Genomic DNA, 12,451 nt, shown 5'->3' with positions numbered 1-12,451 from the left:
CGCCGTGAATCCATCCATGGAGGCTCTTCGAAAACGTCCCTGTTTTCGAAGGTCCGGGAAAAGGTTCTCAACCTGCCTGCTAGTCTGTCTTGGCAGATATCGCCGATCAGCGTACCGTCTTTGCCCCTTGCTCGTGTCGGTAGTAGTGGAACCGGGGGTGAGACAGGTCTATAGTCAGGGAAAAGACAAGAAAATGGACGTGGGAGCAAGGAATTGGACGATAACACCCCCGAAAAACGTCGTTTCCAGCGAATCCAGTTTGATGCGCCCTGCGAGATCTACTGGCAGGACGATATGCAAACGGCTGAAGTGCTGGACATTTCCCTGAAAGGCGCTCTAGTCAGTCGCCCCGCCGGCTGGGCCGCATCCGAGGGCGAGCCCTGCGAGTTGACCATCCATCTGAATGACCATGAAAGCGCCATTGTCATGGCGGTGACCCTGCGTCACCTGGAACCGGACCGGTTGGGCTTCAAGATCGAATATATTGACCTGGAAAGCGCATCCCATCTCAAACGCCTTGTGGAACTGAACCTTGGTGATGCCGAGCTTCTTGAGAGGGAGTTGTCGCACCTGATTGAGTAGCAGATTTGGGCGTCAACTCCCAAGATGATTGAGTAGATGAGTTGAGAACGTTTTCCCGGACCGTCGAGCGCCAGGGACGGCGCTCGTCTAGCCCTACAGGGATGTACTTGCGGGGCGTGTCCGGGAAAACGTTATCGACTTAGCTCCGATAAGTACGGATTTTCAGTCTCGCGAGGTATTGCACTTACACTTGGTGAACCTCAGATGTCCTCAAGTGCCGTCAAAGCATCACTCAATTTGGTTACCGGAATCACCTTCATCCCCTCAATAGCCTTCCTTGGGGCATTGGCCTTGGGCACCAGCGCGCGGGTAAAGCCGTGCTTGGCCGCCTCGTAAATCCGTTCCTGACCTGAGGGTACGGGGCGGATCTCGCCGGAGAGGCCGACTTCGCCGAAGATCACCAGATCCTGGGGCAGGGCGCGGTCGCGGAAGGAGGAGACGATGGCGGCCAGCAGGGCCAGATCGGCACTGGTCTCGGCTACCTTGACACCGCCCACCACGTTTACGAACACATCCTGATCCGCCACATGCATGCCGCCATGGCGGTGTAGTACTGCCAGCAGCATGGCTAACCGGTTCTGATCCAGACCAACGGCCACGCGCCGTGGATAGCTGCCCTGGGCCATGTCCACCAGGGCCTGGATCTCCACCAGCATGGGGCGGGTGCCTTCCCACACCACCATCACCACGCTTCCGGGGGCCGCATCTTCGCCCCGGTTCAGGAAGATGGCGCTGGGGTTCTTCACTTCCTTCAGCCCCTGTTCCAGCATGGCGAATACACCCAGCTCGTTAACCGCGCCGAAGCGATTCTTGATGCCCCGTAGCGTGCGGTAGCGGCTGTCGCTGGAGCCCTCCAGCAGGATCGAGCAGTCGATCATATGCTCCAGCACCTTGGGGCCGGCCAGGCTGCCGTCTTTGGTAACGTGGCCCACCAGGAACAGGATGGTACCGGTCTGCTTGGCGAAGCGGGTCAGGTAGGCGGCGCTTTCGCGAACCTGGGACACCGAGCCGGGGGCGGATTCGATGTCCGCCACGTGCATGACCTGGATACTGTCCACCACCAGGATCTTCGGCTTTTCAGCCTCCGCCACCTGCATGAGTCGTTCGACACTGGTTTCCGACAGCATCTTCAGGTCCCGGGTGGGCACGCCCAGGCGCTTGGCCCGCATGGCCACCTGTTGCAGGGATTCCTCGCCGGTGACATAGAGCGCCGGCGTCTTCTCTGCCAGATGGCAGACGGCCTGGAGCAGCAGGGTACTCTTGCCCGCGCCGGGGTGGCCGCCCATCAGCACGGCGGAACCTTCCACAAGGCCGCCTCCGAGAACCCGATCGAACTCCTGCATGCCGGTGCTGATGCGTGGCTGTTCGGCGAGGCTGACCTCGTCCAGGCTCTGTACGGCGGACAGGCTGCCGGCAAAGCCTTCAAACCGCGCCCCTCGTGCGCCCTTGGCATTGCCGCCGCCAACGCCGCGAACCTCGCTGATGGTGTTCCAGGCCTGGCAGGCGGTGCACTGGCCCTGCCACTTGGAGTAGTCGGCGCCGCACTCGGTGCAGACGAAAGCGGTTTTTGCTTTGGCCATGGGTGAGTCCTGATTGGTTCGGGGAGTTTCCAACCTCTCCCCCGGCCCCTCTCCCTTCAAAGGGAGGGGGGAGAGCCACTTCCGGTTTTGGGGATGTTTCAAGCCCCTCTCCCCTGGAGGGAGAGGGGTTGGGGTGAGGGGGAGGCCGGCGAGTACCGGGTTCGTACCCTACGCCAGCTTCTTGTACTTCATGCGCTGGGGCACCATGGCGGAGTCGCCCTTGCGCTTCTTGTGATCCTCGTCGTACTCGCTGAAGTTGCCCTCGAAGTAGACCACCTCGCCATCGTCCTCGAATGCCAGGATGTGGGTGGCCACCCGGTCCAGGAACCAGCGGTCGTGGGAGATTACGAGGGCCGAGCCCGGGAAGTTGAGCAGGGCTTCCTCCAGGGCGCGGAGAGTTTCCACGTCCAGGTCGTTGGTGGGTTCGTCCAGCAACAGCACGTTGCCGCCCTGCTTGAGCAGTTTTGCCAGGTGCAGGCGGTTGCGCTCACCACCGGACAGGTCGCCGACAAGCTTCTGCTGATCGCTGCCCTTGAAGTTGAAGCGGCCCACGTAGGCGCGGGACGGCGTCTCGTAGTTGCCGATCTTGATGATGTCGTTGCCATCGGACAGCTCTTCCCAGACGGTCTTGCTGCCATCCAGGTCGCGCATCTGGTCCACGTAGGCCAGTTCCACGGTTTCACCCACCACGATCTCGCCGGAGTCCGGTTTGTCGTAGCCAGCGATCATCTTGAACAGGGTGGACTTGCCGGCCCCGTTACCACCGATGATGCCGACAATCGCCCCCGGCGGTACGCGGAAGGACACGTCCTCGTACAGCAGGCGATCATCGAAGGATTTGCTGATACCGTCCACCTCGATCACCTTGTCACCCAGGCGCGGGCCGGGCGGGATGTAGAGCTCGTTGGTCTCGTTGCGCTTCTGGAATTCCTGGGAGCTCATTTCCTCGAAGCGGGCCAGGCGGGCCTTGCTCTTGGACTGGCGGCCCTTGGCGTTACTGCGTACCCACTCCAGTTCCTGCTTGACGGCCTTCTGGTGGGAGGCTTCCTGCTTGGCTTCCATCTCCAGGCGTTTTTCCTTGTTCTCCAGCCACTGGCTGTAGTTGCCCTCGAAGGGGATGCCCTGGCCGCGATCCAGCTCCAGGATCCAGCCAGCGACGTTGTCCAGGAAGTAGCGGTCGTGGGTGATGGCGACCACGGTGCCGCTGTAGTCGTGGAGGAAGCGCTCCAGCCAGGCCACGGATTCCGCGTCCAGGTGGTTGGTGGGCTCGTCCAGCAGTAGCATGTCCGGGCTGGACAGCAGCAGGCGGCAAAGGGCGACCCGGCGACGCTCGCCCCCGGAGAGGTTGGCGACATTCTGGTCCCAGGGTGGCAGGCGCAGGGCGTCGGCGGCCACTTCCATCTTGCGTTCGATGTCATGGCCGTCGGTGGCCTGGATATAGGCTTCCAGCTCTCCCTGACGCTTTGCCAGGGCATCGAAGTCCGCGTCCGGCTCGGCGTAGTCCGCATACACCTGGTCCAGTGCCGCCAGGGCATCGTGAACGCCGGAGACGGCTTCGTCGACGATTTCCTTCACGGTCTTGGCGTCGTCCAGTTCCGGCTCCTGGGGCAGGTAGCCCACGTTGATGCCGGGCTGGGGGCGGGCTTCGCCGATGTAATCCTCGTCCACGCCAGCCATAATGCGGAGCAGGGTGGACTTACCGGCCCCGTTGAGGCCGAGGACGCCGATCTTGGCGCCGGGGAAGAAGCTCAGGGAAATGTCTTTGAGAATCTCGCGCTTGGGTGGAACCACCTTGCCCACGCGGTTCATGGTGTAGACGTATTGGGCCATTTTGGCTGTATCCTCTCTATGCAGTATTGCCGCGGAACCCACGGAATAACACGGAAAAACAATAAGACGGTGTTGGCCACGAAATCCACTAAACCCACGAAATAAAACCAGCGGGTCAAACAAGGCTTTACAGAAAACTTCTGGCCTGTCGTTTCGTGGATTTAGTGGATTTCGTGGCAAAAATCTTTTCGTTCTTTGCTTTCCGTGACCTTCCGTGGGTTCCGTGGCAAAAATCTGTAAGGCAGGCCAGTTTATCGCCTGCTTGAAAGCAGAACCCCGTAAGGTATCTAAACCTATGGGGGATAGCAATTGACACAGAGCGGACCAGGCCCGCGTGTCGGTATCCCCGCACGGTATAAAGGATGATTTTTTACCCGCTTTCACGATAGAATAGCGGCCCAATTTTTCAGGGGTTCCGGAGCCTTCGGGCATTGTCCGGGGCCAGCCACACAGACAGGGGCAGCACATCCATGTTCAATCGTGATATGAGAATCGCCGGTTTCGATGACGAACTCTGGAACGCCATGCAGGCGGAAGAGAAACGCCAGGAGGCGCACATCGAGCTGATCGCGTCGGAAAACTACACCAGCCCGCGGGTGATGGAAGCCCAGGGCAGTGTGCTGACCAACAAGTACGCCGAAGGCTATCCGGGCAAGCGTTACTACGGTGGCTGCGAGTTCGTGGATATTGCCGAGGAACTGGCCATTGACCGCGCCAAGGAGCTGTTTGGTGCCGCCTACGCCAATGTGCAGCCCCACTCCGGCTCCCAGGCCAATGCCGCCGTCTTCATGGCCCTGCTCAAGCCGGGCGACACCGTACTGGGCATGAGCCTCGCCCACGGCGGCCACCTGACCCACGGTGCGACCGTCAACTTCTCCGGCAAGATCTACAACGCCGTCCAGTATGGTATCGACAACGATACCGGCCTCATCGATTACGACGAGGTTGAGGCAATGGCCGTTGAGCACAAGCCGAAGATGATCATCGCCGGCTTCTCCGCCTATTCCCAGGAGCTGGATTTTGCCCGCTTCCGCGAGATTGCCGACAAGGTAGGTGCCTACCTGTTCGTGGATATGGCCCACGTCGCCGGCCTGGTGGCCGCCGGTGTCTATCCGGATCCGGTACCCCACGCCCATGTGGTGGCTACCACCACCCACAAAACCCTGCGTGGTCCCCGTGGCGGCCTGATCCTGGCCTGTGACGATGCCGACCTGCAGAAGAAGCTGAACTCCTCGGTATTCCCTGGTGGCCAGGGCGGCCCGCTGATGCACGTGATCGCCGCCAAGGCGGTGTGCTTCAAGGAGGCCATGAGCGACGAGTTCAAGGCGTACCAGCAGCAGGTGGTCAGGAACGCCGTCGCGATGGCCGAGGTCTTCATCGAGCGTGGCTTCGATGTGGTCTCGGGCGGCACCAAAAACCACCTGTTCCTGCTCAGCCTGATCAAGCAGGACATCACCGGGAAGGATGCGGACGCCGCCCTGGGGCGCGCCCACATCACCGTGAACAAGAATGCGGTGCCCAACGACCCGCGCTCTCCCTTCGTTACCTCCGGTCTGCGTATCGGTACCCCGGCCGTGACCACCCGTGGTTTCGGTGAGTCCGAGTGCCGCGAGCTGGCGGGCTGGATGTGTGACATCCTGGATGACCTGGAGAACGAGAGCGTCATCAACCGGGTGCGCGAACAGGTGGAAGCCCTGTGTGCGCGTTTCCCGGTCTATGCCGGCTGAGGCCGGCCACTAACCGACCGACTGCCCCGGTAACGGGGCGGTCTGTTCTTACCGGAGCATCCGACTATGCACTGTCCGTTCTGTGGTGAAGCCGATACCAAGGTGATTGACTCCCGGCTGGTGGCCGAGGGCGATCAGGTGCGCCGCCGCAGGGAGTGCCTGTCCTGCCATGAGCGTTTCACCACCTTCGAGAGCGCGGAGCTGGTCATGCCCCGGGTGGTGAAACAGGACGGCACCCGACAGCCCTTTGACGAGGAGAAGCTGCGGGCGGGGCTGATGAAGGCCCTGGAGAAGCGCCCGGTGAGCATCGAGCAGATTGATGCAGCCCTGAACCGCATCAAGTATCGTCTGCGGGCCACCGGCGAGCGGGAGGTCAAGTCCATGACCCTGGGCGAGGAGGTCATGACTGAATTGCGCCAGTTGGACAAGGTGGCCTATGTGCGGTTTGCCTCGGTCTACCGCAGCTTCCAGGATATCAACGAGTTCAAGGAGGAAATCGAACGGCTGTCGGACGGCGCCGACCCGGCGGATGTGGCCCGGGTGCTGGCGGACCGGGATTCAACCAAAGGCGCGTCATGACCAGTTCCCAGGACATCGCCATGATGGGCCGGGCCATCCAGCTTGCCTGGCGAGGCCGTTATTCCACCCATCCCAATCCCCGGGTGGGGTGTGTCATCGCCCGGGGCGACCTGGTGCTGGGGGAAGGCTGGCATGAACGGGCCGGCGAGGCCCACGCCGAGGTTCGCGCCCTCAGCCAGGCTGGCGCTGATGCCCGGGGTGCCACGGCGTACGTCACCCTGGAACCCTGCAGTCACTTCGGTCGCACGCCGCCCTGTTCCCGGGCCCTGATCGATGCCGGTGTGGCACGGGTGGTGGTGGCCAGTGAGGACCCCAATCCCAGCGTATCCGGCCGTGGCCTGCAACAGCTGCGTGACGCCGGGATCCGTGTGAAGGAGGGGGTGCTCAGGGCAGAAGCTGCCCTGCTCAACCCCGGCTTCCTGAAGCGGATGAAGACCGGGCGGCCCTGGGTGCGCATCAAGATTGCCGCCAGCCTGGATGGTCGCACGGCGATGGCCTCCGGCGAGAGCAAGTGGATTACCGGGCCGGAATCCCGTAGTGACGTGCAGCGGCTGCGGGCCATGAGCGACGCCATCCTGACCGGCGTGAACACGGTGCTGGTGGATGATCCGTCCCTGACCGTCAGGCGCAATGAACTGGGGGATATCGGTGACGCCACCGAGCCTTCGCGCCAGCCCCTGCGGCTGATTGCTGACCGGGACGCCCGGACACCGCCCACGGCCAAGATATTGCGGGGGGGCGATGTCCATTTGTTCTGTTCCTCCGAGGCGCTGTCGACGGCGGCGGCCCAGGACCTGTCCGCCCTGGGGGTGACCCTGAATGGTATTGGCTGGCAGGACAGCGGCGTCAACCTGGGGCAGTTGCTGGACAAGCTGGGTGAGCTTGGGGTCAACGAATTGCTGGTGGAGGCCGGGCCCACCCTGGCAGGCGGTTTTATCGTCGAGGGGCTGGTGGACGAGCTGTGGCTCTATCAGGCTCCCGTATTCCTGGGCAGCGAAGGCCGGCCCACGGCCCGGCTTCCGTTCAACGACATGTGTGAAAAAATCGAGTGGCTGGTCACCGACCGGCGTCAGTTTGGTGCGGACACGCGGGTGATTCTGACACCCAGGGTGCAGGCGCCCAACCTATCTGCGGGTCGCTGATTCAGCCCGGTGACCCATTTGCATTAATACCACGGCGGCCCTGAGCTGGCCGGGAGAGTGTGGAAGATTATGGCATTGAACACCGTTGAAGAGATCATCGAAGACATCCGCCAGGGCAAGATGGTGATTCTCATGGACGACGAGGATCGCGAGAACGAGGGCGATCTGGTCATGGCCGCCGAGCACTGCACGGCGGAGTCCATCAACTTCATGGCTCGCTTCGGCCGCGGCCTGATCTGCATGCCCATGACGCAGGGGCGCTGTGAGCAACTGGGCCTGTCACTGATGGTGCAGAGCAACCATTCCGGGTTCGGCACCAAGTTCACCCATTCCATCGAGGCGGCGGAAGGCGTCACCACCGGTATCTCTGCGGCGGATCGGGCGCGCACGGTGCAGGCGGCGGTGGCCCGTAACGCCAAGGCGGCGGACCTGGTGCAGCCGGGCCATATCTTCCCGCTGATGTCGGACCCGGGCGGAGTACTCAGCCGGGCCGGCCATACCGAAGCCTCCTGTGACCTGGCCTCCCTGGCGGGCTGTGAGCCGGCGGGGGTGATCTGCGAGATCATGAACGACGACGGCTCCATGGCCCGCCGTGAGGACCTGGAACAGTTCGCCGAACAGCATGGCCTGAAGATCGGCACCATTGCTGACCTGATCCACTACCGCACCCTGAACGAGCGCACCATCGAGTGTGTCGAGCAGTACGATCTGGACACGGAGTACGGTGTGTTCAACCTGCGCACCTACCGTGACAGCATCCAGGGGGGCACGCACCTGGCCCTGGTGATGGGAGATATCCAGGCAAGCTCCCCGACCCTGGTGCGGGTGCATGTCACCGACACCCTCCGTGACCTGCTGGGAGCCCGGCGCGAAGGCTCCCACAGCTGGCCGCTGCATCACGCCCTCGAGAAGGTCGCGGAAGATGGCAAGGGGGTGGTGGTCCTGCTCAATAGCGCCGAGGACAGCTACAACCTGGAGGACCGGATCCACGAGTTCTTCGGGGAAGGGCCGGCCAAGGCGGGCAAGGGCGGCAGCTCCGGTGTCTACTTCACCGTCGGTACCGGTTCCCAGATCCTGCGGGACTGCGGTGTCGGCCAGATGCGACTGCTCAGTGCCCCCATCAAGTTCTCCGCGATTTCCGGTTTCGATCTGGAAGTGGTGGAATATGTACCCTATACCGGTAGTTGAGACCGCCGGTTAACGAATTCAACGGATAGCCCGGTCCCAGGCCGGAACAGGAATGACAATGGCAGATATCAAGGTAATTGAAGGGGATTTCCGACAGTGCACCGGGCGTTATGCGCTGGTTGTGGGTCGGTTCAATGGATTCGTCGTGGAAAGCCTGGTTGAGGGGGCAGTTGACACCCTGAGGCGCCACGGCATTGCCGATGACGACATCACGATTGTACGGGTGCCGGGTGCCTACGAGATGCCCCTGGCGGTCAAGCGTGTGGCGGAAACCGGCAAATTCGACGCCATTATTGCCCTGGGGGCGGTCATCCGTGGCGGTACTCCGCACTTCGACTACGTTGCCGGCGAGGCCTCCAGCGGCCTGGGCGCTGTCAGCCTGGATACCGACGTGCCGGTCACCTTTGGGGTGCTGACCGTGGATTCCATCGAACAGGCCATCGAGCGTTCCGGTACCAAGGCCGGCAACAAGGGCGCGGAAGCTGCCATCACCGCGCTGGAAATGGTCAGCCTGTTCAATAAGCTGGGTGAGTGATGAACGAACAGGATAGCGCAACGCCGGGTGCTCCCACCCCTGGGCAGCCCAAGGCGGGCGACCGTCGCCGGGCCCGGGCACTGGCCCTGCAGGCTCTCTACCATCGTCATTTCAGCAAGAGCCCGATCAATGATATCGAGGCCGAGTTCATGGTCGACAATGACATGAGCAAGGTGGATTCGGCTTTCTTCCGCGACCTGATCCGTGGTGTTCACCGGGAACAGGCCGAGCTGGACCGGCTGATCGAGCCGCTGCTGGATCGTTCCCTGTCGGAAGTGGACCCCATCGAACTGTCGATTGTCCGCCTGGGTGCGTACGAACTGAAGAACCGGATTGATGTCCCTTACCGGGTGGTGATCAATGAAGGCATTGAGCTGGCCAAGCGGTTTGGCGGCACCGAGGGCCACAAGTTCGTCAACAGCCTGCTGGACAAGCTGAGCCAGCGCCTGCGCCTGGCGGAAACCCGTCCCCGGCAGTCGTAACCTATTACCATGGGTGAGTTCGAACTGATACGCACCCTGTTCCGGCCCCTCGCGGATGCCACCTGGAGAGACGGCGTCCGTGTGGGGCCGGGGGACGACTGCGCCATCCAGCGAATCCCTCCTGGCCATGAGCTGGTGTTTTCCATCGATACCCTGGTGGCCGGGGTTCATTTTCCCGTTGGCTATGATCCCGGGCGCCTGGGGTGGCGTGCCCTTGCCGTCGCTGTCAGTGACCTGGCGGCCATGGGGGCGGACCCGGTTTGCTATACCCTGGCCCTGACCCTGCCGGAAGCGGATGAAGCCTGGGTGCGGTCTCTATCAGAAGGGCTCCGGGAGGCCTCCCTCGATGCCGGTATTGCTCTGGCCGGCGGCGATATCACGCGGGGGCCGCTGACCCTGAGCCTGCAGGTCCATGGTACGGTGCCGGAAGGGCAGGCCATCGCCCGCAACGGTGCCCGGCCAGGTGACCTGGTTGCGGTGAGTGGTCCCCTGGGGGGCGCCGCGGCAGCCCTGGCGTGGCTGGAGACGGACAAACCACCGGCTTCGGCGGAAGGGTTCCTCGCCTGTTATCACCACCCCCGGCCCCGGTGCGGGCTGGGGCGCCAGTTGCGGGGTGTGGCGACAGCCGCCATTGATATCTCCGACGGGCTGGTGGCGGATCTGGGGCATATCCTGGAGGCCTCCGGTGTCGGGGCGAGGCTGGAGCCGGACCGGATACCACGAACCTTCGGCGGGGCCCGGTCGACCCTGGAGCAGGCCCTGTACGGAGGTGATGACTACGAACTTTGTGTCACCCTGCCGCGCTCTGCCATGGATCGTCTCCCTGCGGATGTGGCGGAAGGGCTCTCGGTGATTGGCGAGATCCGTGCCGGATCGGGAATCCAGCTCCTGATGGCCAATGGTGTGATAGAGGAAGTCACCGTACCGGCAGGTTATGACCATTTCAAGGAACCGTAAACAGGCTTTTGCATGACCGACTATCCACAGGAACCGGAAGAAGAACCGGTGCTGATACTGCCACCGGGATTCCTGCGCCACCCGGTCCATCTGCTGGCCTTCGGGTTTGGCAGTGGTGCTGTACCAAGGGCGCCCGGAACCTGGGGCAGCCTGGCGGCCATCCCCCTGTGGTACCCCATCTCACTGCTGCCTGAACTGGCCTATTGGCTGGTGATCCTGGTCGCGTTCGTTGTGGGTATCTGGTTGTGTGGCCAGACCGCCCGGGCGCTCAAGGTTCACGACCATGGCGGTATTGTCTGGGACGAATTTGTGGGCATGTGGATTGTGCTGGGCTTCTTTCCCGAGACGTACTATGGCGTGTTGCTCTGTTTCGTGACCTTCCGTCTGTTTGACGTCTGGAAACCCTGGCCCATTGACTGGATTGACGAGCGGGCACCCGGTGGTCTGGGCATCATGATCGATGACGTGCTGGCGGCGGTGATGGCGCTGGGCGTGATATGGGCGGCGGAGCTGTGGTTGATGCCCGGTTTGCTCTGATGCTGACGGGCGCGTCCCTGCGATTGGCCCGATCCATCTGGCCTGGGTGCTAATGAACCCGCATTTCCCGGGCTTCCTGTGGCAGCATATTGATGACGTGGAGGAACCGTTTGAGGCCGATTTCCGCCCGCTCTTTAGTGGCGAAGGGCCCGCTGTCGAAACCTTCCCGGGTGGTGAAGTACCACTTCCCACCCACACAGAAGAAACGGCTGCTGCGAAATGGCGTCGGACCGGCCTCGCCTGCTCGGATATTGGTATCCATCGTAGCCTCCTACTACTTGACCTGTGGCTGTGGACTGGCTCTGCGCCCGGGCCTCAGCCCTGATTTATCGAGAACGGTCGCAAACCTGAAAGTTTCAAGGCGCATTGCATAAAACTAAACCAATTTCTGCCAAATTCAACACTTTTTTACAATTCGGTGGTGGGTGCTTTGGGATCACGGACTTGCGTGAGATTGGGTCTGTGGTCAGAATGCCCCCATTGATCAACGGGGCCACCTGGCGGCCTCCTCACCGACTGACAGCGACCCATGGAGAAACACTGAATGCGTGCAAGGTATGTAAAGGTTCCGCAGACCGGGCTCAACTGGCTGAAACTGCTGGTGGCGGCACTGGCTATTGTCGTGGTTTCGGGCTGCAGCACGGGCATGTCCAGGGTCCAGACCTGGGACGGGGAGGCGTCTGGTGAGGTGGCCGTGCTGAAGGCACCCTCCGACGTCAAGCTTCGCGAGGTCAACGGCAAGAAGGTCGGTAACTTCCTGATGGATGATATCGCCATCGACTATGAGCTGCTGCCGGGCACCAATACCGTGGTCTTTACCCACAAGACCATCTGGGCCAAGAGCGAATCCACGGAAGACGGTGAGTCCAACGTTCATGTGGTGGAAAGCGCGCCCCAGCAGTTTATCATCGATACCCGCCCCGGTGAGGTGTATACCTTCGATATCCCGGAGGTCACCAACCGCCGTGAGGCCGAGCAGTTTGCGGCCAACTTCAGTGCCGAACTGATGACGGAGGATGGTACCGTGGTTGCCCGTTCCGAGCCGTTCGAGGGCTATCCGCAGCAACAGGTGGCCGGTCAGCAGAATGCCGGTGGCTCAGGACAGGCAGCCGTGGTAACCGGCCAGCCCAGTGGTGTGCCGGTGCCGACTACCCCGGGGCAGGGGAACAATAGCGTGAATACCCTGGATGCCCTCAAGGTACTGTGGGAGCGTGCCAGCGGCGACGAAAAGCGCGAGTTCCTGCGCTGGGCTTTTGACTAGTGTCCCGTCTGGGTAATTCGTTAGCCTACTGAGCCACTGAGGGCCTTGAGA

At 62.1% G+C, this 12,451-nt stretch carries 13 protein-coding genes; 10 read left to right on the top strand and 3 right to left on the bottom strand.

Annotated features, from left to right (window positions below; genetic code table 11):
- The first annotated feature begins 213 nt into the window (after nucleotides 1–213).
- The gene (locus tag RO069_RS04720; protein ID WP_328185581.1) at nucleotides 214–582 is read left to right on the top strand and encodes a PilZ domain-containing protein; all 369 of its coding nucleotides are present in this window, start codon (nucleotides 214–216) and stop codon (nucleotides 580–582) included.
- A 200-nt stretch (nucleotides 583–782) separates the two neighbouring features.
- Here RO069_RS04720 and radA read toward each other — a convergent pair whose 3' ends face one another.
- Together radA and ettA are read right to left on the bottom strand one after the other, a co-directional pair.
- Nucleotides 783–2,162 carry a DNA repair protein RadA gene (gene radA / locus RO069_RS04715; RefSeq protein WP_328185580.1) on the bottom strand — a complete coding sequence of 460 codons (1,380 nt, stop codon included), beginning with the start codon at nucleotides 2,160–2,162 and terminating at the stop codon, nucleotides 783–785.
- A gap of 168 nt (nucleotides 2,163–2,330) precedes the next feature.
- Nucleotides 2,331–3,992 carry an energy-dependent translational throttle protein EttA gene (ettA, locus tag RO069_RS04710; RefSeq protein WP_328185579.1) on the bottom strand — a complete coding sequence of 554 codons (1,662 nt, stop codon included), beginning with the start codon at nucleotides 3,990–3,992 and terminating at the stop codon, nucleotides 2,331–2,333.
- A gap of 470 nt (nucleotides 3,993–4,462) precedes the next feature.
- Here ettA and glyA point away from each other — a divergent pair, with 470 nt between their 5' ends.
- The 8 genes from glyA (at nucleotide 4,463) to RO069_RS04670 (ending at nucleotide 11,139) form a co-directional block, all read left to right on the top strand.
- A complete protein-coding gene (gene glyA / locus RO069_RS04705; protein WP_328185578.1) occupies nucleotides 4,463–5,719 on the top strand; it encodes a serine hydroxymethyltransferase in 1,257 nt (418 codons plus the stop codon).
- A gap of 66 nt (nucleotides 5,720–5,785) precedes the next feature.
- Nucleotides 5,786–6,298, top strand: coding sequence for a transcriptional regulator NrdR (gene nrdR, locus RO069_RS04700; protein WP_328185577.1), 513 nt, complete (start codon nucleotides 5,786–5,788; stop codon nucleotides 6,296–6,298).
- Nucleotides 6,295–7,440, top strand: coding sequence for a bifunctional diaminohydroxyphosphoribosylaminopyrimidine deaminase/5-amino-6-(5-phosphoribosylamino)uracil reductase RibD (ribD, locus tag RO069_RS04695; protein ID WP_328185576.1), 1,146 nt, complete (start codon nucleotides 6,295–6,297; stop codon nucleotides 7,438–7,440). The genes nrdR and ribD overlap by 4 nt, the downstream gene beginning before the upstream one ends.
- Nucleotides 7,441–7,509: 69 nt before the next feature.
- Complete coding sequence (ribBA, locus tag RO069_RS04690) at nucleotides 7,510–8,628, top strand: bifunctional 3,4-dihydroxy-2-butanone-4-phosphate synthase/GTP cyclohydrolase II (RefSeq protein WP_328185575.1); 1,119 nt, start codon at nucleotides 7,510–7,512, stop codon at nucleotides 8,626–8,628.
- Nucleotides 8,629–8,686: 58 nt separating this feature from the next.
- Nucleotides 8,687–9,163 (top strand): 6,7-dimethyl-8-ribityllumazine synthase, encoded by a 477-nt coding sequence (gene ribH, locus RO069_RS04685; RefSeq protein ID WP_328185573.1) that lies wholly within the window; start codon nucleotides 8,687–8,689, stop codon nucleotides 9,161–9,163.
- Entirely contained in the window at nucleotides 9,163–9,645 is a 483-nt protein-coding gene (nusB, locus tag RO069_RS04680; RefSeq protein WP_328185572.1) for a transcription antitermination factor NusB, read from the top strand. Before ribH ends, nusB begins: the two co-directional genes overlap by 1 nt.
- Nucleotides 9,646–9,654: 9 nt before the next feature.
- A complete protein-coding gene (gene thiL / locus RO069_RS04675) occupies nucleotides 9,655–10,602 on the top strand; it encodes a thiamine-phosphate kinase (RefSeq protein WP_328185571.1) in 948 nt (315 codons plus the stop codon).
- 12 nt (nucleotides 10,603–10,614) lie between these two features.
- On the top strand, nucleotides 10,615–11,139 hold the full coding sequence (locus tag RO069_RS04670) for a phosphatidylglycerophosphatase A family protein (protein ID WP_328185570.1): 525 nt from the start codon (nucleotides 10,615–10,617) through the stop codon (nucleotides 11,137–11,139).
- 49 nt (nucleotides 11,140–11,188) lie between these two features.
- Here RO069_RS04670 and RO069_RS04665 read toward each other — a convergent pair whose 3' ends face one another.
- Nucleotides 11,189–11,401 carry a DUF6316 family protein gene (locus RO069_RS04665; RefSeq protein WP_328185569.1) on the bottom strand — a complete coding sequence of 71 codons (213 nt, stop codon included), beginning with the start codon at nucleotides 11,399–11,401 and terminating at the stop codon, nucleotides 11,189–11,191.
- 282 nt (nucleotides 11,402–11,683) lie between these two features.
- On the opposite strand from RO069_RS04665, the gene RO069_RS04660 reads away from it, so the two are divergent.
- The gene (locus tag RO069_RS04660) at nucleotides 11,684–12,400 is read left to right on the top strand and encodes a DUF2057 family protein (RefSeq protein ID WP_328185568.1); all 717 of its coding nucleotides are present in this window, start codon (nucleotides 11,684–11,686) and stop codon (nucleotides 12,398–12,400) included.
- Nucleotides 12,401–12,451 lie beyond the last annotated feature (51 nt).

Source organism: Marinobacter sp. OP 3.4, assembly GCF_036224885.1.
Classification (GTDB): Bacteria; Pseudomonadota; Gammaproteobacteria; order Pseudomonadales; family Oleiphilaceae; genus Marinobacter.
The sequence above is the reverse complement of the archived record's forward strand: the minus strand, read 5'-3'. Positions and strand labels throughout refer to the sequence as shown.

Coding starts and splice junctions, on each gene's coding strand:
- nrdR (WP_328185577.1), top strand. CDS start 5,786: ATGCACTGTCCGTTCTGTGGTGAAGCCGATACCAAGGTGATTGACTCC.
- nusB (WP_328185572.1), top strand. CDS start 9,163: ATGAACGAACAGGATAGCGCAACGCCGGGTGCTCCCACCCCTGGGCAG.
- ribH (WP_328185573.1), top strand. CDS start 8,687: ATGGCAGATATCAAGGTAATTGAAGGGGATTTCCGACAGTGCACCGGG.
- RO069_RS04665 (WP_328185569.1), bottom strand. CDS start 11,401: ATGGATACCAATATCCGAGCAGGCGAGGCCGGTCCGACGCCATTTCGC.
- ettA (WP_328185579.1), bottom strand. CDS start 3,992: ATGGCCCAATACGTCTACACCATGAACCGCGTGGGCAAGGTGGTTCCA.
- thiL (WP_328185571.1), top strand. CDS start 9,655: ATGGGTGAGTTCGAACTGATACGCACCCTGTTCCGGCCCCTCGCGGAT.
- radA (WP_328185580.1), bottom strand. CDS start 2,162: ATGGCCAAAGCAAAAACCGCTTTCGTCTGCACCGAGTGCGGCGCCGAC.
- ribD (WP_328185576.1), top strand. CDS start 6,295: ATGACCAGTTCCCAGGACATCGCCATGATGGGCCGGGCCATCCAGCTT.
- RO069_RS04670 (WP_328185570.1), top strand. CDS start 10,615: ATGACCGACTATCCACAGGAACCGGAAGAAGAACCGGTGCTGATACTG.
- RO069_RS04660 (WP_328185568.1), top strand. CDS start 11,684: ATGCGTGCAAGGTATGTAAAGGTTCCGCAGACCGGGCTCAACTGGCTG.
- ribBA (WP_328185575.1), top strand. CDS start 7,510: ATGGCATTGAACACCGTTGAAGAGATCATCGAAGACATCCGCCAGGGC.
- glyA (WP_328185578.1), top strand. CDS start 4,463: ATGTTCAATCGTGATATGAGAATCGCCGGTTTCGATGACGAACTCTGG.